14 protein-coding genes and 2 pseudogenes are annotated in these 23,356 nt (G+C 41.0%); all 16 read right to left on the reverse strand.

Annotation, left to right across the window (positions count from 1 at the left end):
• Positions 1-16 precede the first annotated feature (16 nt).
• Positions 17-1,306: a (Fe-S)-binding protein gene (locus ABD006_RS04085; RefSeq protein ID WP_343837914.1), complete on the reverse strand. Its 1,290-nt coding sequence runs from the start codon at positions 1,304-1,306 to the stop codon at positions 17-19.
• Positions 1,296-2,708, reverse strand: a complete 1,413-nt coding sequence (locus ABD006_RS04090; RefSeq protein WP_343837916.1) for an FAD-binding oxidoreductase — start codon at positions 2,706-2,708, stop codon at positions 1,296-1,298. Before ABD006_RS04090 ends, ABD006_RS04085 begins: the two co-directional genes overlap by 11 nt.
• Before the next feature lie 100 nt (positions 2,709-2,808).
• The gene (locus ABD006_RS04095) at positions 2,809-3,594 is read right to left on the reverse strand and encodes an SDR family oxidoreductase (protein WP_343837917.1); all 786 of its coding nucleotides are present in this window, start codon (positions 3,592-3,594) and stop codon (positions 2,809-2,811) included.
• A 494-nt stretch (positions 3,595-4,088) separates the two neighbouring features.
• Positions 4,089-5,010, reverse strand: a pseudogene (gene prpB, locus ABD006_RS04100) (methylisocitrate lyase).
• Between the two features lie 294 nt (positions 5,011-5,304).
• Positions 5,305-6,438, reverse strand: a pseudogene (locus ABD006_RS04105) (bifunctional 2-methylcitrate dehydratase/aconitate hydratase); the annotation flags it as partial.
• 9 nt (positions 6,439-6,447) lie between these two features.
• On the reverse strand, positions 6,448-10,860 hold the full coding sequence (locus tag ABD006_RS04110) for a coiled-coil domain-containing protein (protein ID WP_343837919.1): 4,413 nt from the start codon (positions 10,858-10,860) through the stop codon (positions 6,448-6,450).
• Positions 10,847-11,587, reverse strand: a complete 741-nt coding sequence (locus ABD006_RS04115) for a DUF6063 family protein (RefSeq protein ID WP_343838999.1) — start codon at positions 11,585-11,587, stop codon at positions 10,847-10,849. The genes ABD006_RS04110 and ABD006_RS04115 overlap by 14 nt, the downstream gene beginning before the upstream one ends.
• Positions 11,574-13,091 (reverse strand): replicative DNA helicase, encoded by a 1,518-nt coding sequence (locus tag ABD006_RS04120; RefSeq protein WP_343837922.1) that lies wholly within the window; start codon positions 13,089-13,091, stop codon positions 11,574-11,576. The genes ABD006_RS04115 and ABD006_RS04120 overlap by 14 nt, the downstream gene beginning before the upstream one ends.
• Positions 13,079-14,086: a Wadjet anti-phage system protein JetD domain-containing protein gene (locus tag ABD006_RS04125; RefSeq protein ID WP_343839001.1), complete on the reverse strand. Its 1,008-nt coding sequence runs from the start codon at positions 14,084-14,086 to the stop codon at positions 13,079-13,081. The genes ABD006_RS04120 and ABD006_RS04125 overlap by 13 nt, the downstream gene beginning before the upstream one ends.
• Positions 14,087-14,617: 531 nt before the next feature.
• Entirely contained in the window at positions 14,618-15,397 is a 780-nt protein-coding gene (argB, locus tag ABD006_RS04130; protein WP_343837924.1) for an acetylglutamate kinase, read from the reverse strand.
• 12 nt (positions 15,398-15,409) lie between these two features.
• Complete coding sequence (gene argJ / locus ABD006_RS04135) at positions 15,410-16,654, reverse strand: bifunctional ornithine acetyltransferase/N-acetylglutamate synthase (RefSeq protein ID WP_343837927.1); 1,245 nt, start codon at positions 16,652-16,654, stop codon at positions 15,410-15,412.
• 38 nt (positions 16,655-16,692) lie between these two features.
• A complete protein-coding gene (gene argC / locus ABD006_RS04140; RefSeq protein ID WP_343839003.1) occupies positions 16,693-17,733 on the reverse strand; it encodes an N-acetyl-gamma-glutamyl-phosphate reductase in 1,041 nt (346 codons plus the stop codon).
• A 188-nt stretch (positions 17,734-17,921) separates the two neighbouring features.
• Positions 17,922-19,301 carry a PTS ascorbate transporter subunit IIC gene (ulaA, locus tag ABD006_RS04145; protein WP_343837929.1) on the reverse strand — a complete coding sequence of 460 codons (1,380 nt, stop codon included), beginning with the start codon at positions 19,299-19,301 and terminating at the stop codon, positions 17,922-17,924.
• A gap of 5 nt (positions 19,302-19,306) precedes the next feature.
• Positions 19,307-19,582 carry a PTS sugar transporter subunit IIB gene (locus tag ABD006_RS04150; protein ID WP_343837931.1) on the reverse strand — a complete coding sequence of 92 codons (276 nt, stop codon included), beginning with the start codon at positions 19,580-19,582 and terminating at the stop codon, positions 19,307-19,309.
• A 14-nt stretch (positions 19,583-19,596) separates the two neighbouring features.
• A complete protein-coding gene (locus ABD006_RS04155; RefSeq protein ID WP_343837933.1) occupies positions 19,597-21,711 on the reverse strand; it encodes a BglG family transcription antiterminator in 2,115 nt (704 codons plus the stop codon).
• A gap of 587 nt (positions 21,712-22,298) precedes the next feature.
• Positions 22,299-22,922 carry an NUDIX hydrolase gene (locus ABD006_RS04160; RefSeq protein WP_343837936.1) on the reverse strand — a complete coding sequence of 208 codons (624 nt, stop codon included), beginning with the start codon at positions 22,920-22,922 and terminating at the stop codon, positions 22,299-22,301.
• Positions 22,923-23,356 lie beyond the last annotated feature (434 nt).

The following is a 23,356-nucleotide window of genomic DNA, read 5'->3' on the forward strand; positions in this document are numbered from 1 at the left end:
TGGCTCAAATCCTAATCTATTCATCTGAAATATTACACGCCTCAGCTAATAATTCGACTAAATGGACGACTTCCATCTGGTCGCCTGCATTCTCCCGTTCTATCCCCAGTTTCATTTGCAAATGACAGCCGGGATTTGTCGTAACGATGACTTCCGGTTTCACCATTGTTGCATGCTTCATTTTTTTATCCAGAATATCCATCGATTCATCATAATGAACAAGATTATAAATTCCTGCAGACCCGCAGCATAAATCCTTTTCGGGCATTTCTATATAGTGAATACCAGGAATTTGTTTCAACAACTGTAATGGTTCGTGAACCCGTTTTTGCACATTTGTCATATGGCAGGACGGCTGATAGGTGACAGCTTTGGGTATTTCTTTTTGCAAGGGCAGCTCGAGCTCATTCAAAAGCACACTAATTTCAACATTTTTCTCTGCAAATGCCCGTGCACGATCCTTCCAGTCCGGATCACCCGCAAATAAATGGTCATATTCAATCAGCATAGCACCACAGCCGCCAATACTGTTCACAATATAGTCGAAGTCATACTGCTCAAAGGCCTCGATGTTCCGCCTGGCCAGTTCCTTCGTCGTTTCGGTCTCCCCGCTATGGTGTTGAATCGCTCCACAGCAGGTTTGCTCATCAATCATCGTTACTTTACACCCGGCTGCCTGTAATAGTTTCATCGACAATGTATTAATGGAGGAAAACATCGTATCCATAATACAGCCCTTAAAAAATCCCACTTTGTACACGGGTTTGTTTGCCGCCGGATAGTCTTTTTGACGATTTCTTTTTTTCATCGGTCCTTCGACAGCCGGCAAAATATTTTCAAAGGCTGACAGATGCTCAGGAAATACGTTCATTAAACCTGATTTCTGAACGACCTTCTGTAAACCTGATTTCTGATACACGGCCAGCCCGGTGCCCATGGAATTCAGAACCCGTTCTTTCGGCATCGCTTTTTGATACATGAAATTTTGCAGCATTTTTACCCGATTGGGCATGGTTTTCTTTTTCTCCTGCTGTAAAACATGTTTGGCCGAATCCAGTATGTCTCCATACTGTACATTGGTTGGGCAGACCCGTTCACACGCACGGCAGCCCAGGCATAATTCAATCGGTTCTTCCAAATCGGACAAAGGAATTTTTCCTTCAGCGGCCATTTTCACTAAATGGATGCGTCCACGAGGGGAGTGGGTTTCTTTTCCCATAGTCAGATAAGTTGGACAGGCTGGTAAACAATAGCCGCACTGGACACAATCAAACGTCTTTTCGTAGGCTAATGATTCATGACTCATCCGTTAACACAAGCCTTTGCCCAGGATCGGGAAAAATTTTTCCGGGATTTAAGATATGGTTGGGATCCCAGCTATTCTTAATTCTTTTCATCATATCCACTCCCACTTCACCTAGTTCCATCTCTAAGAATGGGGATTTCATGGTCCCAATTCCGTGCTCCCCTGACAAGGTTCCACCAAGCTTAATGGCCGCTTCAAAAATTTCCTCTACCGCTGCTTCCACCCGCTTCATTTCCTCCTCGTCCCGTTTATCGGCAATAATATTCGGATGGAGATTGCCATCCCCCGCATGGCCAAATACAACTAAGTCCACTTGATGTTTTTCCTTTATTTCCTTTAATGTTTGAAATAAATCCAGTATTTTGCTTCTGGGAACGGTGGCATCCTCAGAAATCTTCGTCGGCTTAACCCGAACAATGGCCGGGGATACAAGCTTTCTTGCCTTCCATAATTCCCGGGCTTCATCATTTGTCTGAGCTACCTTTACTTCCCGGGCTCCTGCCTGCAGACAAATCTGTTTTATCTCTGTGATTTCCTGTTCAATCGCTGCCGGGTGTCCGTCTAATTCGATGAACAACAGAGCCTCCACATCGGTGGGTAAACCTAATGGCTGATAGTTCTCTACTGCCTGTATGGACGCCTGATCCATCATTTCCATTTTAGAAGGCAGGATACCACCACTCAAAACCTGGGAGATGGCCCGACCGGAATCAACAATATCATCAAATAGGGCCATTAGTGTCTCTGTTGCCGGCGGTTTAGGGGACAGGTGTAAAATGGCTTCGGTAATAATCCCGAGCGTTCCTTCCGATCCTACGATTAATTTGGTCAAATCGTATCCGGTTACATTTTTAATCGTCCTTCCTCCAGTTTGAATAACCTCACCTTCCGGGGTTACGACTTCCAGCCCAATCACATAGTCTTTGGTTACTCCATACTTTAACCCCCGGGGCCCACCGGAGTTCTCCGCCAGATTTCCGCCGATGGTTGCAACATGGGAGCTGCTGGGGTCAGGGGGATACATCAGACCTCTCTCCATTGCAGCCTCATTAATATCCGCTGTTAATACTCCCGGAGAAACGACCGCCACCATATCCTCTGCATCAATTTCCAGCTTTGAATCCCATTTTGACAAATCGAGTACGACCCCGCCCTTCACTGGTAAAGGACCTCCACTCAAACTCGTCCCCTGACCTCTGGGATAAATGGGAATATCATATTGATTGGCCAGCTTCATAATTGCCGCGACTTCATCTGTATGTTTCGGCTGCACTACTAGTTCCGGAACGTGCATGCCAAATGATGCATCAAAGGAATAGCTATACAAATCGGCTTGATCGGTTAAAACTCTTTGATCTTCCGGGATCAATTCACGGATGTATTCTATGAGTTTTTCATCCATAATCTAATGCGCCCCCTCTCCCGTTATTTTCTCTCCCAATTCCGAAGTTCTGATTTTTTTATAAAGAAAATGTAAATAGCCTAACCTTAGACGTCCTTACTTATAAAGCTTTTACTAAACCACCATCAACAACAAATGATTGCCCTGTTATATAGGTATTCGCTTCGGAGGACACCACCATTTTGGCAAATTCATCAGGTTGGCCATACCTGCCCATGGGAATGGAGGCTTCTGCCTGCTGACGTACTTCATCAGGGGATATCCCGAGCTTCTCTGCCCGAATTTCATCCAGACTCGCAACTCTATCCGTCCCAATCCGGCCCGGTCCCACCGTATTAATCAAAATTCCATCCTGTGCCAATTCCTGGGAAAGGCTTTTGGACAACCCTACTATGCCAGCCCGAAATGTATTGGACAATAATAGATTATCCAGGGTTTGCTTTATCGATGACGAGGCAACTTTAACAATTCTGCCTTCCTTATTTTTACGCATGGAGGGTAACACTTCACGAATCAGCCGAACAAAGCTTAATAAATTTAATTCGTAAGCGTTTTGCCAGTCCTCATCTGTAAATTGATCAATCCCGCCAGCAGGGGGTCCGCCGGCATTATTGATTAATACATCTACCGTGCCGTACGTCTCTGTTGTATAGTTTACGAGATTTTTAATGTCTTCAGGGTTGGTAATGTCACAAACTTGATCCATTACATTTTTATTTCCTGTATCCTCTATAATTTCAGCCGCCGTTTTTTGTAAAGCCTCTTTACTTCGACTTGAGATGACGACATTGGCACCTTCCTCAGCAAACTGTTTTGCTGTTGCTTTTCCAAGACCCTTGCTTGCTGCTGTGACAATGACGGTTTTTGTTTTTAGGTTTAAGTCCATGATTAGAACCTCCTATGGAAAAATGTAAGGTGATTGTTATTATTAGAGAACAAGAACTATCTACCTTCTCTTTTTCGATTTCAGATTATTTAACTATTCTACTAAATAAACTTCTATAACAGTTCTTAAAAATCCTTTGAGATTAAAAGCTTAACAGACAAAACTCCACGATGTAATAACACCGTGAAGTTTTAGTTTCTAAATATAAGTGATTCGATACCAATCCACATAAAATTACCAATAAATTATGGCGGTTTTAAAAATTTACGTGACCGCAATCTCTGGATAATCCTTATAAGTGTTTAAGCCCGTTCCTAACGCAGTTCCATCCTGGTTCATGATCTTGCCCGCAGAGACTCAAAGCTAAGTGAAAAAACTGCATGTAGTACTACCTTCCAAGAGAGTGCAAATAAACCTTGAATACTATAAATTTGACGATGTTCCTTAAAAATTTGTTCAGTTTAGTGTTCACATATCATGTCACCTATATACGGCTACTCTCCCCCACCCTCCTCTTTCAAAACCGTCTTTGCAATATTCCCATCTAATTCTTCAAATTCAGCCAACGAGTTGATATCTATCATACAGTTCTTTGCGCGTATGCATATCAGAAAGCCCATTTTTCTGGGTTCCTTCTTCGATAATGAGCTGGAAGATTCGCTCATAGGCTTTTGCAGCTACCCTTAAGGACTTAACAGGATAAATTACCATACGTAAGCCCATATTCTGAAATTCCTGTGCGGAGAAATACGGTGTCTTGCCAAACTCTGTCATATTAGCAAGTAGTGGAGCATCAATCTTCTCTGCAAATAGACGAAACTCCTCTTCTGTCTGTAATGCCTCTAGGAAAATAGCATCTGCGCCGGCTTCCTCATAAAATTCTGCCCGTTTTATTGCCGCATCAATACCTTCAACTGCTTTTGCATCCGTACGTGCCACAACGACTAAGGTAGGTGCTACTTCTTTGATTGCTTTAATTTTTTGTGCCAATTCCTCTTTCGTAACGAGTTGTTTCCCATTTAAATGCCCACACTTTTTTGGAAGTTGCTGATCTTCAATTTGAACAGCAGCTACTTTCGCCTCGACCATCTCAACAGCAGTGCGGGCTACATTCAAAACACCGCCAAATCCAGTATCGATATCGACAAGGACGGGAAGATTAGTAGCCCGAACCAATTCCTTAGCACGGTTTGCCATTTCTGTTGAGGTAATCAACCCCAAATCTGGGAGTCCAAGGCTTGCTGTATAGGCACCACCTGAAAGATAAAGGGATGAGAAACCCGTCTTTTTGGCGACAAGAGCAGCCATGGCATCATGGGCTCCAGGAATTTGCAGGATATCAGCATTCTTCATTCGTTTCTTAAACTGACTCGATAATTCTTCTTGTGTTGCTAACTCATCAATCATCCATACCATTGTTAGGATCCTCCTTCGCATTGGACAGATACAATTCCCATTTAGATCTGAAAAACATATTAGCTATCCCAGCATGAATCTATTCCTACCAGACCCGTAAACTATCAAATAATCTTATAAAGTGAAACTTCCATTAGGGAGGGATATTCTCCATGGACCACTGTGGTTAGTTGAACTTATCAGGTATTTACCGGCCGTTTATCACCTACTTAGTCTTGTTGGTTTTCCCTTATGACTTGATGTGGGAGGATTACGACCGGGTAATGCGTGATAAAAAGTGGAATTCCTTATATATTACGTTAAAAACAAGTCAACAAACTTATTTACGTCCATTGCTGAAAGCTTCTGATAATCATAGCTTACAGCTTCTATTTTCTCTACCTGTTTTTTTGTAAATTTTGTAGAAAGATTGTCTTTGTATTTCTTCCGTATTTTAGGGATCGCTTCTTCTCGGCGGAACCGGTGTCCAAGTGGGTATTCACTAGCCACGTTTTCCGTTGCAGTACCGTCCGTATAGAAGACTTGAACAGCATTTGCAATTGATCGTTTATTCGGATCAAGGTAATCTTTCGTGTAAGCTTCATTTTCTTGTATAATCATTTTTATCTCGCAATTCATCGATTTTCGGATCAGCAGCCGCTTCATTTTCATAGTCTTCTGCTGTAATCCCCCCTTTTATAAGCCCAATAGCTGTGATGTACTGGATGCAGTGATCCCAATCCGCCGAGTTATATAAAGGCCCCTTTTTGTCGATAATCCTAATGGCGGACTCATGAGTTGTAATTTGAATAGAATCAATTTCATTTAGACGATTTCTCACATCCGGGTGTAACTGTACAGCCGCTTCTGCTGCAGTCTGAGCATGAAATTCGGCTGGATAGGATACTTTAAATAGCACGTTTTCCATGACATAACTACCAAGGGGCTGACTAAGTACAATGTTTTGGTTGTTAAACAGGACATCCTGGAACCCCCATTTTGGAGCACTTAAGGCAGTTTCATAGCCCATTTCTCCATTGACCGCCATCATGGCCAGCTGAACCCCCCTGCTGGTAGCATCCCCGGCAGCCCATGATTTTCGAGACCCGGTGTCGGGTGCATGCCGGTATGTACGGAGACTGGAATTATCAATCCAGGCGTTGGACAATGCATTGATTATTTCTTCCCGTCCACCACCTAGCATTTTAGTTACCACGGCTGTAGTAGCGACTTTTACATATAATACGTGATCAAGTCCTACACGATTCAGGCTATTTTCCAGTGCAAGGATTCCCTGAATTTCATGAGCTTTAATCATCATTTCCAGTACTTCTTCAACACGTATCGGGTTTTCTCCCTTGCTAAGTCTTCCTGACTGACATAGTCAGCAACGGCCAGAATGCCTCCGAGATTATCAGATGGGTGACCCCATTCAGCGGCAAGCCAAGAAATTGCATTCTAAAACCATTCCATCTGTTCTTCTTCACCTAACCTTTCCATTCCTTCTGGTTCGTGGTCTTGGAAATACGCATGATGTAGCCACTTCTCTTTTGTCATCACTCTTTTACTTGAATCTTGAGATGACCGGAGACGGCAACTATAGATAATTGGGAAGTAATCCTGCAAAAATTTCCCTTCTGCATGGGCAGTTAGGGCAATAATTTGAAAGCCTAGTTGTTCGGCAACGAAAAATACCGGGTTTAATACATGATCACTGGATGCTTTCCCAAATGGGTTATCCAAAATAACGGCTCGATGTCGTTTCATATTCGACTGTAAATGCTGCTTTTTCTCCGCTACATAATTCAAAATCCCTAAGAAAAGAGTCATATTTTTACTCCACTTTTCTCCTCCAGACCAAACGTTACTCTGTTCCCATGAGTACGACCGGGATGTCACTTTATTATCATTGGTCACTTTTCGGCAGCTAACTTTCATTACTTCTTGATTCATGACGATTTGCAGCAATGATTTGGTTTGCAGCCACATTTCTACATCTTGTCTAACTTTCCCTTCATCTTGCAAGCCCTGGTCATTAATAAAGCGCTCAGACTCTAACTGATGCAGGATCCATTCGATGTGATCTCTGATTCTTGTCTTTCCCTCTTCTTCATCCCACTCCGGAATGGAAAACGTAAAGATTTGTTTCCAATGATCGAGCACTTTCACTTTTGTCTTATTCGGAATCTGTTTTAATTCGTCCACCATATTTTTTAAATGGGTATGAATTTGATTAATAAATAGCTGTAAATCCTCATCACTTTTCCTAATATGTTCATTAGCATATTTCGAGATTCGATTGATGCTAGTAAACATATTATTCTTAAAAGTAATCACATCTTGATAGGTTTGTTTATGCTCCAGTCCATTAATCGCCATCTGTTGGAGCTTAATATCTGAGATCTCTTTTCTACAAAAATCACGAACATCGGCTTTTTCTTCGTCTACTTGGGTTGCTTCTTGGTCTACTACTTGTTTCGCATTTTTCATTTCCTCCATCACAGCTCGAACGTACTTTTTACGCTGATAATTAAAATCAAGCTTTTGTTCATCCGTTAAGTCAATTTCCTGCAAATCAGGTGCGTTAAAGTGATGGCTCTCGATGTATTTTTCTAGCTCCCGTTCTGCCTCTTCTATACTATCTAACTGCTTATGGTTTCGCTGATATTGTTGCTCCAAGAATGCTTTCCTTTCGGATAGTTTCTCCTTTTCCTTGTGTAAAGCTGTAGCAACATCATCTAAGGATTGTTCAAACACTTCTAACTCTTGGTCTGGAAAATCTGACTCAAACTGCTCTCGTTTTAATTTGTATTTACCTATTTGTTGTTCTTTATCCGATAATGCTTGTTGAACGTCCCATTCAATGGTTTTTAGCTCGTTCGTTAAATCCACTATTTTTCCCCATAAGGTATCCATCCATTGCTGCCCGTCACTCGGAAAGGCCTGGTTTTTATCCACATCGCTCTGTAGCTTACGAATCTCCTCCATTTGTGCATGTATTTTATTCATCGCATCCATGGCAGCATCTCGTTTCGCGAGCCATTCCCCTTGGGTAACCGTGATCTTATCCATACTTTTTTTAAAATCCGCAATCTTATCTTTTAGGCTTTGTTTACTTTCACCAGAATAGATAGGCTCCAGGGATTCCACCTTTTTATAATCATCTTCCCCTTTCACAATTCCCAAATGGATACTTAAATCGTTAATCCGTCCTTCTAACTCTTCTTTTTCATCATTAAAACTCTGCAATAGCCTCGCCTGTTTCAACTGATCCTTTTCCAGTTGTTGCAAATGTGCAGACGCGCTCTCTTCTCTTTTTTGCTCCTCTTCTACTTCTTTCTGATAGGAAAGAAATCTTAGCCCATCCTTTATTTTTGCTTGTAAGCCTTGCATCTCATCCGTATGATTGTTTATCTTGCTTCGATTAGCATCCACCAACACATGAGTTTCTGCCATTTTTTCCTTTTTAGCATTGATTTGGATAGCCACATCTTCTAATCGATTTTTCCACTCCGATAGCTCCGAGTTTAAACGGGAATAGGATGCATAGGGATACTTATTTAAAAATTGCTGAAATGCTTTCCAGCCATCTTCCCAGTTTGTTAGTTCCTTTTCCTTCTGTTCTCGATCTGCGGTAGTTTGTTTGGCATCCGCTTCTATCTGTTTTTTCCAATCATTAAAAGCATCTAGTTCGAGATTAGTCTGCCAATGTTGGGGTGCAATCCACGCCTGCTCTTGGGTTTCGTCCACTCGCAGCGCCTCTTCTGTCGTCAAAACGGTGATGGGAAATTGCAAGCGATCCGCGATGGATTTTAGCTTGTCCAACAGTTGCTGCTTCGATTTATTGGTGGTCACAAGGGTTAACGGCCAGAGGGCAAAATCCTTTTTCTTGTTTCGTTCTTCCTCCGTTACATTTTGTAGATATTCAACACCTGTTACGACATAATCGAGCTGATTTTTCCATGAAGCTAGCTGTTCTTCTAGAAAAGTATCGCCAAAGAAGAAATCCTGTTGACCATAATCATCTACAAAGCGATAAGCTAAGCGTTCCCGATACAAAAGCTTGTTCCGTTCCTTTTTCAGCTTTTCGATTTGTTCGAACAATCTGGTTTCAATCGTTTGTTGGATCGAATACATATCCTCTACACTAGCCCATTGGGGACGCAAGCTTGCTAAGCGGATAATCACATTCCCTTGGGCATCCTGTAATTCATTCAACTGAAAGGACACTTCATTCTTGTTCTTCTCTAGTTCTGCTTGCTCTTTCAATAGCTTATCCTTTTGCTCATCAGCTTCCTGAACGTCTCTATTTAATTGCTTTATTTCCTGATTCAAACGGACAATTTCCTCATCTAACTCATTACTACGGGCTTCCCACTTCTTAAATTCGGTGGCAACCTGTTCTTGTTGTGGGTTAGCAAGAAGTTGTTGTTCGAGCTTTTCCATGTCTTCTGTTCTTGCAGTAATCGTTGCCTGAATTCGAGACAGCTGCTGTTTCACACCCACAATATTTTCAGCCACTGCCGCTTTACGATTGGTTACCTGTTCCATTTGCTCTAAAATCGGATTCAGTTGATAGGTAAGTCCCTGTTTTTCTCCTTCTATTTTCTCGATTTCTGTTAGGTAACTTCCTAACAAGGCTTGTTTTGTTTCCTCTAATTCTCCTTGTAAGTCAACTAATTCCTCATCTTGTTCCAAATCGGCAAGCTTCTCATTGGCAAGCGTTAACTTATCTTGCTCCTCTTGCCACTCTAATTTATGTTTAGCCAATTTTAACGAATAAAAATTCTTTTGATGATGCTTTCGTTCCTCTTCTTTATCTAACTGATGGGCGTATTTCTCCTTGTATGCTGATTCTTTTTCATTCCATATTGCCTTCTCTACCCCAATTTTATAAGAGGCTGTTTGCAGCTTATGCTTATAATCATCTGCTTCCCATTCCGTCATCATCCGCTCGATTTCCATTCGTTCATCCATCATTTGCTGTTTTTGCGAAAGGGTTAAGTTCCATATCCCTTTTGCTTGTTGTTTGATTTTCCGATATGCTTGTTGCTTATGATGAAGCTTTTCAAAGGCCATCACATAGTTCGCTAGCTTCTCTTGTATTCGCTTATTTTCCTCAATCGTTTCTTTTAACTTTTTATAATTCTTAAAGCTTTGGTGCTGCTTTTCAAACATATCGGCAAACATCGCTTTATCATAGCCAACAATCGAGTCTTCCACCGTAGGAATTAATAAACGGTCAAACAACTGATTCGTACTCTTACAATCGTCAAAAAAGGCCTCGACGCCACCCTCTGTACTATTAATTTTCACAATACTTTCCCATTCACTGGAGATAATATGGTATTGCTTTTCGATAAAGGCTCGGTATTCCTTGATCGTGTCAAACGTACGAGCAAAGAAGGAAGACTTCTCCTTCATGCCACTATAGTAATCTTGCATTTCTCCCCGCTCTGCTGGGCGTTTCCCTTCTTTCCCCTCTCTTACAAATGGTATGCCTTCAATCCCATTCGGGTCACCTGCGTCATATTCATATACGTAACGTAAGGAATCTAAGCCATACTTCGTTAAAAAAAGGGTAACAGCGGTCACAACATAGCGCCTCGGATGATCATGGTCAATCCACTCAATGGCAATATGAGCGGGAGCATTTTCTAATAACAGGGTATTCTTTAATTTTCGGTCTGCTAAATCAACATGAGGCAGGACAGCTTGTAGGGCCGTTTGAATCAGTACCGTTTTTCCTCCGCCATTTTCTAATAGAATGCCTCCATTGTGGCCATCAAATAAAAACAACTCGTCATTATATCGTTTATTTCCATCCTCATACACCACGTTGGTTAACCGAATTTTACTAATAGCTGGCATTTTCCTGCCCCCTTTCCAACCCATAAATAAATTCAAATATTCCTTTGTTATACTCGATTTCCATAAAGAAGCGCTGAATGATGGTCTTCGCCTTTTCCGTAATCGTTAATTCATCATTCCCGATTTCTTGAATTAAGCCTTGGTCTACGAGAAATTTTTTCACCGTATCGATAAAGCTGAGACGACTGATGGTATTGCCCGCCTGTTTTTTGGCGGTTTCCTTAATCGCATCCATATCATCCCACTTCTCAATAATTAAGCTCCAATTATAGGAAAACTCTTTTTCCAGCTCCTTTAACTCCTCTTCGTCATGGGCTTTCAGTTGTTCGATTCGCTCTTGAATCGATGCTGCCCATTCGTCTAAACGAAGGAACTGTCTTGTGGGTGCTTGGCTATGATAGGAATCATAGAATGTCCCAAATAGAATAATACTCGCAAAATATAATAGATAGATATCCCCATTAGTAGCTCCTGAGCGCAAGTAGTTTCGCTTGATCCAATCATTACGAACATGGAAAGGGGACAGCCTCGTCTCAGGAATGAGAAACATCTGCTCACTCGTCGTCACAATCACACAGTCTACCTCTCGACCAAAGGCTTCCAACAAGCCACGGATCGCATCATCGGCTCGGTATTGTTGGACCGCTTCCGAATCAGCCACCCCATCACGGGCAAGTGTTGTATAAATTTGAAAAGCTTTCATCACTTTTTGTTCAGGATATTGCATCATATTCATCCTCCAAACGAATCTTCATTTCCTGTATGGAATAGCGCTGCACACGGTTAATAATTCCTTCCCCTTCTGTAATCGTTAACGTCCTATCACCAAGCAATCGAAGTGCATCACCTAACAATGTTTTGCCTTCCTCTTCATCCTCTATTTGCCCTTGGACAATCGGGGAACGCTGATGAAGAATCATCCAAAAATCATAAAAATACCGTTTTTCAAACATGGTTGATTGCCCTATTTCCTCCAAATAATCCATAAAACGAGATAAAGTATCGACTGCTTCATTGTCAACCGCATCGAGATAGGAATGCATGATTAATTTAAATTGTTGCATGAGCCTTTTTCGATAAGGATCATCCTTATCTCCATCCTCCACTTCCACAAAGCCTTGCTGACTATCGGTCTCCCGTTCTTCGGTGATATTTTGTTCCGCGAAAAGGATTAACGGCGACCAGCTTTGTTTCTCTTCCACCTTTAGGAATGGATGAAGGATTCCTTCCATAGATTCAAGTGGTAAAGGATTCGAAACAATAGGAGAGACAAGGTCCTGGTCAAAATTAAACGCCTGAATCCCTGTATAATAAAGGGATTCCTGGGCGGTAACGAGTGTGGTATTCTTTAAAGTTAGTGTTTGTTCAAGTAATCCAGAGTGCTCATAGTGTACGGATTCTAGTTCACTAGTTATTTGAATCACAAGTTGATAGGTTTTTTCTTCTTTCTTATGAACATCCTTGGAAAAAAGTCGTTCCCGTGTTTCTTTGACAAATTGACGGAGCTCTTTAAACTCCTCATCTTCTCGCGTTAGCCTTCCATAGATATCTTCCAACAACTGCTTATACCTTTCAAAGGTTTCCTCAGAGACGATACTACGCTGAATTTCATGCTTAAGCTTTACCATTCGTTCCTGCAAATTCTCCACATCGATATGCATTTCATTAATTTGCCTAAGCGCCCCTTTAAACTCCCCTTTATCCAATTGCTTACGGAGCATTAATTGATTAATAGATAATTGAAATTCACTATAAAATTCCTTGGTAGCAAAAACTAGCTCAAGCCCATCCTCATCAAGCGTATAATATTGGGTATTGGTTTTCACATCAAAATTATTCGCTTTTAAAATCGAATACCCGACCTCCTCACTCACAGAAGATTCCCAGTTAAAGAAGGAGTAACTACGCTTTCTCCCGGTTGTCGGCCGAAAAGTCTGTATGATTGTCCGTGCCAAACGCATATAATCGGATGTGTCCAACTGATACTTCCCAGCGGTTAACTGCTGTAAAAAGGCCGCCAACTCTTTTATCCCCGTCTTATAGTGACGCATTAACTTCTGTTCAAAAAAGAATAATAAGGTTAACAACCCAAGTCCCTTCATATCAATAGAAACCTTGGCTTGGTCTATTTCTCGTTTCCGGTCCAAATCAAATAAGGGATCAAATAGAGCAAGTCTACGCATTCGTTCCCGATAACCGCTCGTGATATCTTGTAACTCTAACTTGTCCAATTCGACTCCCTCCAAACCCTTTGCAGTTCTCTCGTTTTTAACGTCTCTTGCGGATGATAGTATCCATTTTCCAGCAATGCGTGGATTTGTTGTTGTTCTTCCGCATTGAAAAATGATAAAAACGTTTCCTTCGCTTCTTGATTTACCCTTTGATATTCTTTACCCATGGCACTCTCCTTTTCAAGACTAGCCCGGTAAAAAGGCAAAGCTAGTCTAATAGGTTGCTTGTTATACAAGGAATACCAAATCGATATCCCATCTTTATCCAAATCCCCAAAGTAATAAAAGTGGTGATTGGACTCTACCGGATATTGCAAGGGGAATTGTTCCATACTTTTAATCACCGCTTTTCCAGCCCCATAAATTAACGTAGCAAAGACCGTTTCACTTAAGGCTGGAAGTAACCCCTGATACGTCGTCTTATTTTCGACAATAAGATGGTATTGGTTCGAATCCTTTACTCTATTAACATTAATCGCAAACATCAGTGGCTCCGAAACAGGAATAATGTTCAATCGCTCCCAAAGCCCTACTCTTTCCAATAGTTCTTTTCCCCCTTTTTCCGTAATCCACTTCTCGTCACCAACTAATTCAAAGCTCTGTTCTGGTGCTGGTACCGGTTCTATTGGTAGATCCGCTGATTTTAAATAGTCATCTAGTTTCAATATGTACCCTAAATCCTTTTCCCAAACAGCCGGATCCTGATTATAAAAATAATCAATATTAATAAGAGGGTGTAACTGCATTCGATATTGCTGCAATTGTTTATGATGGTCTTTAGCCAAGTAATTTTTATTAATCCGATATTGAAAAGCTAAGGCCGGCACTCTAGAGGTCCTCCCTTTAGACTTGACCATATCTAAAATGCCTTCATCCTCCATTTGTAAAACAGAATTAGCAAAGTCCTCATATGTATGAAATTGTTGCTTCATTAAGTCTTCCAATTCAGCCAAGCGAATCGTTTTCCTACCAAACCTAGCCAGTTTTAATTTCACTGATTCCAATCGACACACACCCCTAATTTTTTACAATGTTTATATGAATATTGTACTAGATTACAGCGGAAATCGCAGTAGGATAATGAAGAAAAAAAGCTCAGTCCCCCCACCACACTAATACTTTAGCGCAATAGGGACTGACCTTGTTACAGCATCCAAAACTATTAACCTGCCAATAACATTCAGTATTTTCCTGACAGCAAAAAAGCCTGGAAACAACGCTCCAGGCCAACAAAGGTATCAAGATGGAATTCCTCCCATGCTTGATCCATCCCTTAAAGTTAAAAGTAATTAAATGAAAGATTACAAAAAGCTGCCGATTAAACCCAATAACGCTCCAAAAGCTCCACCAACTACAAAGGCTTTAAAAGAAACATACTCAGGATTGATCATTTCCGAACTCCCCCTTTGGCAGAAGTTGTACTTGATCGAAAACCCTCATCAGCTTTTGTATCTTTCTTTCTAGTATTATGGTAACATATTTACTAAATTTTGAGACTTTTGAACGATAACTTTTTGTTAGCGTTTTTACAATACCACCTGTGTCCCAACGGAGTGTCCCTTACTAAAGGAGATGAGACTTCCCTTCTCAGTACCATCCAGTATGACGACTTCAGGGACTTTATACATTAAAGCATCCAAAGCGGATTGAATTTTGGGGATCATCCCTTCTTTAATTACACCATCAGCTATCATCCCCTTTGCCTCAGGCTCTGATATGTAGGGAAGCACCTTTTTTTCACCATTTTCTTCACGGTAAATTCCGGGAATATTACTGACAAAGCAAAGACTGCCGCCTAATGCTTTGGCCATAGCGGCTGCGGCTACATCCCCATTGATGTTGTATCGCTCCCCACTTAATCCAGCACCCAGGGGAGAAATGACCGGAATAAAATCTCTATCCATCAGAGACTGTAAAATCTCTGTTTGTACGGCTTCCACCTGTCCGACCTGGCCAAGCTCTGTTTCCTCTACCTGTCTTGCCTGAATGAGGTTGCCGTCCACTCCGCTTATGCCTGCTGCCCGGCCGCCTGCCTGTGTAATATTGCGGACGACTTGTTTGTTCACCTTTCCGCTCAGCACCATTTCAACAACATCCAAAACCTCATCTGTTGTTTTTCTCATTCCATTGACAAACTCGGTTTCCACCGCTAATTGTGTGAGCATCTCTGTAATCAGCGGACCTCCGCCATGAACAATGACTGGCTTCCATTTGCGACTTTTATGTAACTGAACGATATCCTGATAAAATGCAGGAGGGAGCTCCTCCAGAACGCTCCCTCCAAACTTGATTACTAAAGGTTTCATATGCGACACCACCTACGTCCGATATGAGGCATTGATTCGTACATAATCATAGGATAAGTCACAGCCCCATGCATTTCCTGTCCCTGTACCCTCATGAAAATCAATATACAGGGTGACATGCTCCTTTTGTAATTCCTCACGTGCTTTGTCCTCATCGTATGGCAGTGGAAGTCCGTTTTCCACAACCTTTACCGAGCCGATGGAAACCGTTAAGTCATTCGGATTCAAAGGAGCATCACTGTATCCAATTGAGCAGACAATGCGTCCCCAATTTGGATCCTCGCCATGAACAGCTGTTTTGACCAGGTTGGAGGAAATCACACTTTTCGCAATCTGACGGGCTCCCTTATCGCTCTCAACTCCACTCACCTGAACCTCAATCAGCTTTGTTGCACCCTCTCCATCTCTGGCAATCTGTTTGGCCAGTGATTCGCAGACAAATCGGAGCCCCTCCAAAAAGGTTTCCCAACTCCTATGATCCTTCGTCAGACGTTCATTCTGAGCCAGACCATTGGCCAGCACAAGGACCATATCATTCGTGCTCGTATCGCCGTCGACCGAAATACAGTTAAATGTTTGATCTGTGACCTGTTTTAAGGCGGCATGTAAATCCTGTTGATCGATACTGGCATCCGTAGTAATAAAGCTGAGCATGGTCGCCATGTTAGGGTGAATCATTCCGGATCCTTTTGCTGCGCCGCCAATCGTAACGGTTTTCCCACCAATATTCATCTGGACAGCTACATTTTTCGTAAAGGTATCAGTAGTCAGAATTGCCTTTTCAAAATGATCCGGTTCATTTTGCTGCAGAGCGGAAGGAATTTGCTGGATGCCCTGATTGATTTTCTCCATTGGCAAAAGCTCACCTATAATTCCAGTTGACACTACCGCAGCATAATGCTCTTTTATACCTAAGGAATCGGTAAATGTTTTGCGCATTTCATAGGCATCCTGAAGACCTTGTTCACCTGTACAGGTATTGGCTTTGCCCGAATTGACGATGATTCCCTGGAGCTTTCCTTCCCGGGCAATACTGTCCTGGGTGACCACTAAAGGAGCACCCTGAAACCGATTCGTCGTATATACGCCCGCAGCCTCGGCTGGAACTTCCGAATACAGCCAGCCCAGGTCTTTTCGTTTAAATTTTACTCCACAGTGCATTCCTCCGGCGGTATAGCCTTTGGGTGTGGTTACGGACCCCGCTTCTAACACATGTAAATGCTCCAATTTTTCAGCTACCTGATAAAATGTACTCAACCGTTCTCTCTCCTTTCCTATTAATCTTCGTTTTATTTTTATGGATAAACCGGAGAATGCCGGAGTCCAGCATCCACATCCCAGCCATTTAACAGATTCATATTCTGAACCGCCTGACCTGATGCGCCTTTGACGACATTATCGATGACGCACACAATGGTCACTTTCCCGGTCCGTTCATCCACGGTTACACCAAGGTCGCAATAGTTTGAGCCATAAACCTCCTTGGTAGAAGGCCAGGTTCCTTCAGGGCGCACCCGGACAAATGGAGAGCTATCATAATACGATTCAAAGGTATGAATGACATCCTTTGCCGAATAGGCTTCCTGTAAATCGGCATAAATCGTACACATAATCCCACGAGTCATGGGAATAAGATGTGTCGAAAACGTTACCTGAATGGGCTCTTCGGAAACCTCTGTTAAAACCTGCTCCATTTCAGGGATATGCTGATGCTTGCCAAGTTTATAAGCTTTGACATTTTCATTCACTTCTCCAAATAACGTTGTAAGTGAAGGCTTACGTCCAGCACCGGAAGTACCGGATTTGCCATCAATAATAATCGACTCTGGGGAAATTAATTTCTTCTCCACCAAAGGAATAAGGCCTAGTAAAGCAGCCGTCGCGTAGCATCCGGGGTTGGCGATCACGTGTGCACGCCTGACTTTTTCCGGGTAGACATCAGCCAGTCCGTACGTCACTTCCTGCAGGTAAGCCGGATTTGTGTGCTCAGCCTTGTACCATTGCTGATAGACGTCCGGGTCCTTCAGGCGAAAATCTCCGGAAAGATCGATACACTGGATACCTTTCTCTGCGAAAGCGGGCAGCCAGTCCTTGCTCACCCGGGCTGGTGTAGCAAAAAAGACCAGGTCCACCTGGCTTGCCATCTTGTCTGTGTCCAATGTTTCCAGTTGCTCTTCGTAAATGGCCTGCAAATGCGGATATAGTTCTGTGATGGGTGTTCCACTTGTTGAATGCGAGACAATGAGGTTCAGTGTGACATGTGGATGTTCATGGAGCAGTCGTATCAGTTCAATTCCGCTGTAGCCATTTGCACCAATTATTCCAACCCTCAAAATGCTTCACTCCTAAAATTTTTATTTTTCGGATAATTATACTTTCTTATTAATATTTATGCAATAGGTTTTTGTGATTTTTCAAAAAATTCGGGACTGTCCCCGGTTGTTTTAAAGTGTTAACGTGCTAAAGTTCAGTGCGTCAAAAAATCCTCTACGGTTTTTTCCGTAGAGGATTAATATCTTACTTTTTATAGTGATTGTTGTTCACCAGCTCCTTCAAGGTTTCTCTTTTTCCTACTGGAGATAGTACCCACAACGAAAATAGCAATAAGAATCACTACAACAACTAGAGCGAACAATACAGTTGAAGAGAACAGCTGAATTGGATAACCTAGTGCTACGCCAATAACTCCAAAGTCTGCATCACCAAAAGTAGTACCTTCAAATCCAAGAGAACCTAATACTGGAAGCAAAATGGCTGGCAGGAAGCTGATTAATACACCATTCGCCATTGAACCAAAGATTGCTCCTTTACGTCCGCCCGTTGCATTACCAAATACACCTGCAGCCGCACCAGTGAAAAAGTGTGGAACTAATCCTGGTACAATGACTCTTAACCCTAGCAAAGGTAAAATAAACATACTAATTAGTCCAGCAATAAAGCTAAAGATAAAACCAATAACTACTGCATTATTAGCAAATGGGAAAACGGCAGGACAGTCAAGAGCCGGAATAGCATTTGGTACGATCTTGTCAGCGATTCCTTTAAATGCCGGAACAATTTCAGCTAAGATCATACGTACACCGGCTAAAATTACATATACACCTGCAGCAAATGTAATTGCTTGAATAAGTGAAAATACCAGGAAGTTGGTGCCTCCACTAAGCTCTCCTTCAATAAATGTAGGACCGGCAAATAAGGCAACAACGAAGAACAGAATAGCCATTGTCAAAGAAACGGAAACCGAAGTATCTCGTAGAAATCCGAGTGATTTTGGAACTTTTAGCTCTTCTGTAGATTTAGAATTCTTCCCTACTGCATTTCCTACAGCACCTGCTACTAAATAACCAAAAGAACCAAAGTGTCCGACAGCAAAATCATCTGATCCCGTAATTTTACGGGTAAATGGCTGTAGCATAGCCGGCATAAGTACCATTAAAGAACCTAATATAAAGGAACCCAGAACTACTAGTAAAGTTCCATCTATACCACCAGTAGTTAAAATGACTGCTACTAAACAAGCCATAAACATCGTATGATGACCTGTCAGGAAAATATACTTAAAAGGAGTCAGACGTGCTAAAACAATATTAAATAACATTCCAAATAACATAATCATTGCTGTTTCAGTACCAAATGCATCCTGTGCCAGCGCAACAATCGCTTCATTGTTTGGAATAACTCCCTCTAAGTTGAAAGCCTGGTCAAACATGCTGCTGAAATGACCCAGGGAACCCGTAATAACACCGGCCCCCACGTCAAGTATGACAAAACCCATGATTGTTTTTAAAGTACCAGAAACTACATCGGCCACTGGCTTTTTTTGTAATAGGAGACCAAAGAAAGCAAATAGTCCAACAAGTATAGAAGGAGTACCTAAAATATCATTCATAATTAAATCAATCATAGCAATTATTCCTCCTTAAAGTGCTGTTCGAGCGCTTCTTTTAATTCATTTTGGTCCATTAAATTGTTTAGCTTTATTACGTTTCTGGTTCCGTCATCCAAAGCTTCTATAATTTCATTAGACCCTAGATAATAATCTGCTTTTTCTGTTTTACTTGTTGTTAAATCCGTATGGGATACATCTGCTTCTACTCCCATTCCCTTCAAAATCTTTTTCACATTCATTTCTACTATAAAACTACTTCCTAAGCCATTACCACAAACAACTAGAATTTTACTCATTTGTTCTCCCCCTTTTAATTTGAATATTTATCAACCAGACCAATGACTTCATCTTTACTTGAAGCATTAATCAAGTAATCAACATTAGAATCCTCAGAAAGCATATTCGTCAGCTGCGAAAGGGCTTTCAAGTGTGTTTCATTATCAACAGCCGCTAATACAAATAATAGATTGGCTTTGTGCTTTTCCTGTTCAGAAAAAGAAACACTATTTTTTAATTGGAGCATACTAAGGCCAACCTGATTCACGCCATTCTCAGGACGAGAATGCGGAATCGCAATTCTTGGTGCAATCACTATATACGGACCCAAATTTTTGACATCTGAGATCATTGCTTTCACATAATCACTGGTGATAAGGTTTTGATGAAGCAATGGCTCAGCAGCTATTTCAATAGCCTCTTCCCAATTTGAAACACTGTCTTTCATCTGAATCATATCTACTGTTAACAAATCCTTTAGCATGGGCTTTCCAAACTCCTTTAGCTCCTCTTTGCTATCTAAATTAAAATACTTTGTCAAATCATGAAAAAGAGCTGTTTCATCTGAAATGGTTGCATGTTTTTTTACCAAATTTATTAATTCGGAAATAGAATTTGCATCTTCTACATCATGATTTGTGCTTAACAAATTAAATTGCCTTAAAATATATTCTTTTTCTTTTTCATTTAATATTGGATTAATAACAAAAACAGGTATCGATGAGCTTTGAATTGGTGTCGTAGAGAAAATCACATCTACATCTGAACAGCTTTGCTGATGAAATTGTCTAACTGAAACATTGTCTACAATATCAATGGATGAGATTAACTCTTCAAGTTGTACACGCAGTATATTAGATGTACCTACCCCATTCTCACAAACAATTAAGGCCCTTTTTCTCGGCTTTGGTCTTTTGCCTTCCTTCTTAAGCCATCCGCCAAAATGGATAGTAATATAGGCAATTTCCTGTTCTCCAACTGATTTATTAAGGAGTGCTTCTAAGTGTGAAGTCACTTTAGCTGTTAATTTATATACCTCTGGATACTCTTCTTGCACTGATTCTGTCAAATTATTATGAATCTCAACATCATACTTAATCCGATAATAGGCAGGTTTAAGATGAGTAAATAAGGTTTCTTCCAATTCGTTTCGTTGACGAAGCATTACACAAGCATATTTTTGAAAATCTGTTACCATTTTCGCAATAACTTTTTTCAGTTCCATCATTTCTTCAGTTTTTGCTTCATTATAATCAGAGTGGTTTACACGTGAACCTAGCAAATTCATTGTGAGAAAGTAAATTTCATCCTCTGGCAGATTCACACCTTCAGCCTTTAACTGTCCAGATATCCAGTATGCTGCCTCGAACTCTTTGGTTTCCTTGAGCACTTCCTTTTCAGATTCTTCGACAGAAACACGATTCCCCTGCTCAATTCTCTGTTGCAGTATGAGCAATTGGATAGCTAGAAAGTGCAAGGTTTCATCGGTTAGTTCATTACCCAAAAATGTCTCAGCATTCAAAATAACCGTTTTCATTTGATTTAAATGATGCTGATTAAAATAACGAAGATTCTTAGATTCTATTGATGAAATCTGATTAATATTGAGCAAAATATCATTCCACTTATCTTTTGAAATAAGATTTGTTGCGTAATGCACCAATGCACTTCGCTTGGTCGATTCTTTTCCCTCGATGATATAACCATCTGTATGTTGGTAGGTTAAGATAAGAGACCATTCACCTAATTCTGTCTTCAACATCTTTAAGTCACTAAAAACAGTTCCTCTGCTTACCCGGGTCAGCGACATAAAATCTTTTACAAACAGAGGTTGTGAATCTGTCATTAATTTCACGGCCAGTAATGCTAACCGCTCTTCTTTATTATGAAAGTACTGCCATTCATCCAGCTCATTAATCAGTTCCGGAATTTCTGCCTTTACAGATTTTTTTAAATAAAAACCTGTTCCTTTTTGCTGCTGAATCTTTTCCAATTGGTGTTCACTCAACCAAGCATTAATCTTCTTGAGATCATAATAAACGGTTCTTCTGGAAATTCCGACTTTTTTGGATAGTTCCTGAACCGTATAAAAATCATCTCTGTCCAAAAACAGGTTTAAAATATGAACACTTCTTTTGTCCAGTGTCATCGGGATCCCCGGCCTTTAGTGCAAAAATTATATTCACAAGATTACGTTAGCTAACTTAATCTAATTATAATACGATTAAATCAGTATTGGAAGTGCTTTCAATATATAATTTTAGTACAAAGGGTTTGTGCAAAATTATACTATCATCTAAAACCATTGAAATTGGATAGCCGGGGATTCCGCTTCAACTCGAAAAGAGTCTCCGGGAATTTTTATTATCCAGATAAACATTATATCGATAGGAAATGTCTTACAGGGGATTATTTCAGAAAAGGCATGAGAAATGTGAAAATAGGGGCCAGCTTTATGAAAAAATCAAATCATATTTGGAAAAGCATACGGGTTCAGCCATTACTGAAGAAGGAGGGCAGCATGGCATTTTTATATTGAAGAAATGAAAAAAGCGGCACTAAAATAAAGGCCAGGGCAGCATCCCCTGACCTTCCTGCTTTTCACGTAAAGGTCCTATGTATTGCAGAGCTACCATCAGTCATTTTAGTTTCATTGCTCCACTTCCCTTACACGCCTGCGTTCATTATGTTCCCCTTTTCACTTCTATTTATTCATCTTTACAATAGAGTATGGGATTACTTTGCGTTTTGTAGTTGAGAAAGGTGATACAGGACAAATTCATAATAAGCCTCGGTGTGTGGAACAAAATCTTTTATTGTCAGATTCAGGGTTTTGGATTTGACCTGATTTCCCTGATAAGATAAGGCCTCTGTTCTATAATTCTCATAATCCCTCTCAATTATCTGCTTAAAATCATCCATTGGCAGACAAACAATCCCTGCTACTTCATCAGGATTTATCCTAAGTTCTGTTATATCCCCCTTATAATGATAAGCATAAACATAGCAACATTCCCTGTCCTGTTTGCCATTGGGCTGCTGAAGAGTATCACGGACGATTCCCAGGGGCGTTAACTCATGAAATGGTACCTCCAACCCGATTTCTTCCTTAATTTCCCTTGATCCTTCTTCAGGTCCCTCCCCGGCTTTTAAATGCCCGCCAACTGTAATATCAAGTAAATTAGGATAATTCACGTGAGCATTTCTGACTTGAAAGAGCAGATAAGGAACGTCATACAGATACGTATAAAGCCAGCATTGAAAGGCCGCATGCAGCCATTCCTGTTCGTGAACGGTCTTTCGATTTTCCTGACCAATTACTTGCAGGTTCTCATCCAAAACATCTAAACGTTCATCCATTGTGGTTTCTCCTTTATGTCTTAAGCAAGATTTATACCGTATCTTAATACATTCAATAGTTGGCCTTCCATCCCCTGTTTTTATCAATTTAAAAGCTGGTTTCGATTTTTGCGCAGCTTTTTTTTAGAGGTTGAGGGGACAATTTTTTTCCGAATAAACTTCAAACTCGAAATGGTTGCCAAAAGGCCCAGGGATTCAAACATTTTCATCCTCCTATATCGTGGTGTTTTAGGTTAGTATTCCCCGATGTGAAGGATATATGAGCTTTTTAACGTTCCCTTAGAGAATGCAGCTTTATTACGAGGGCATAAGACTTCAATAATGGCGGAATGGGAGATAATGAGGTTGGTTCATACTTAATGATGGACAGCTTCCCTAATGTACAGAGTCGTTTTTCCGTCATCTAAGCCATATTACAGATACACGATGAAGGA

This window comes from Salinibacillus aidingensis, from assembly GCF_039522525.1.
GTDB classification, from domain to species: domain Bacteria; phylum Bacillota; class Bacilli; order Bacillales; family Alkalibacillaceae; genus Salinibacillus; species Salinibacillus aidingensis.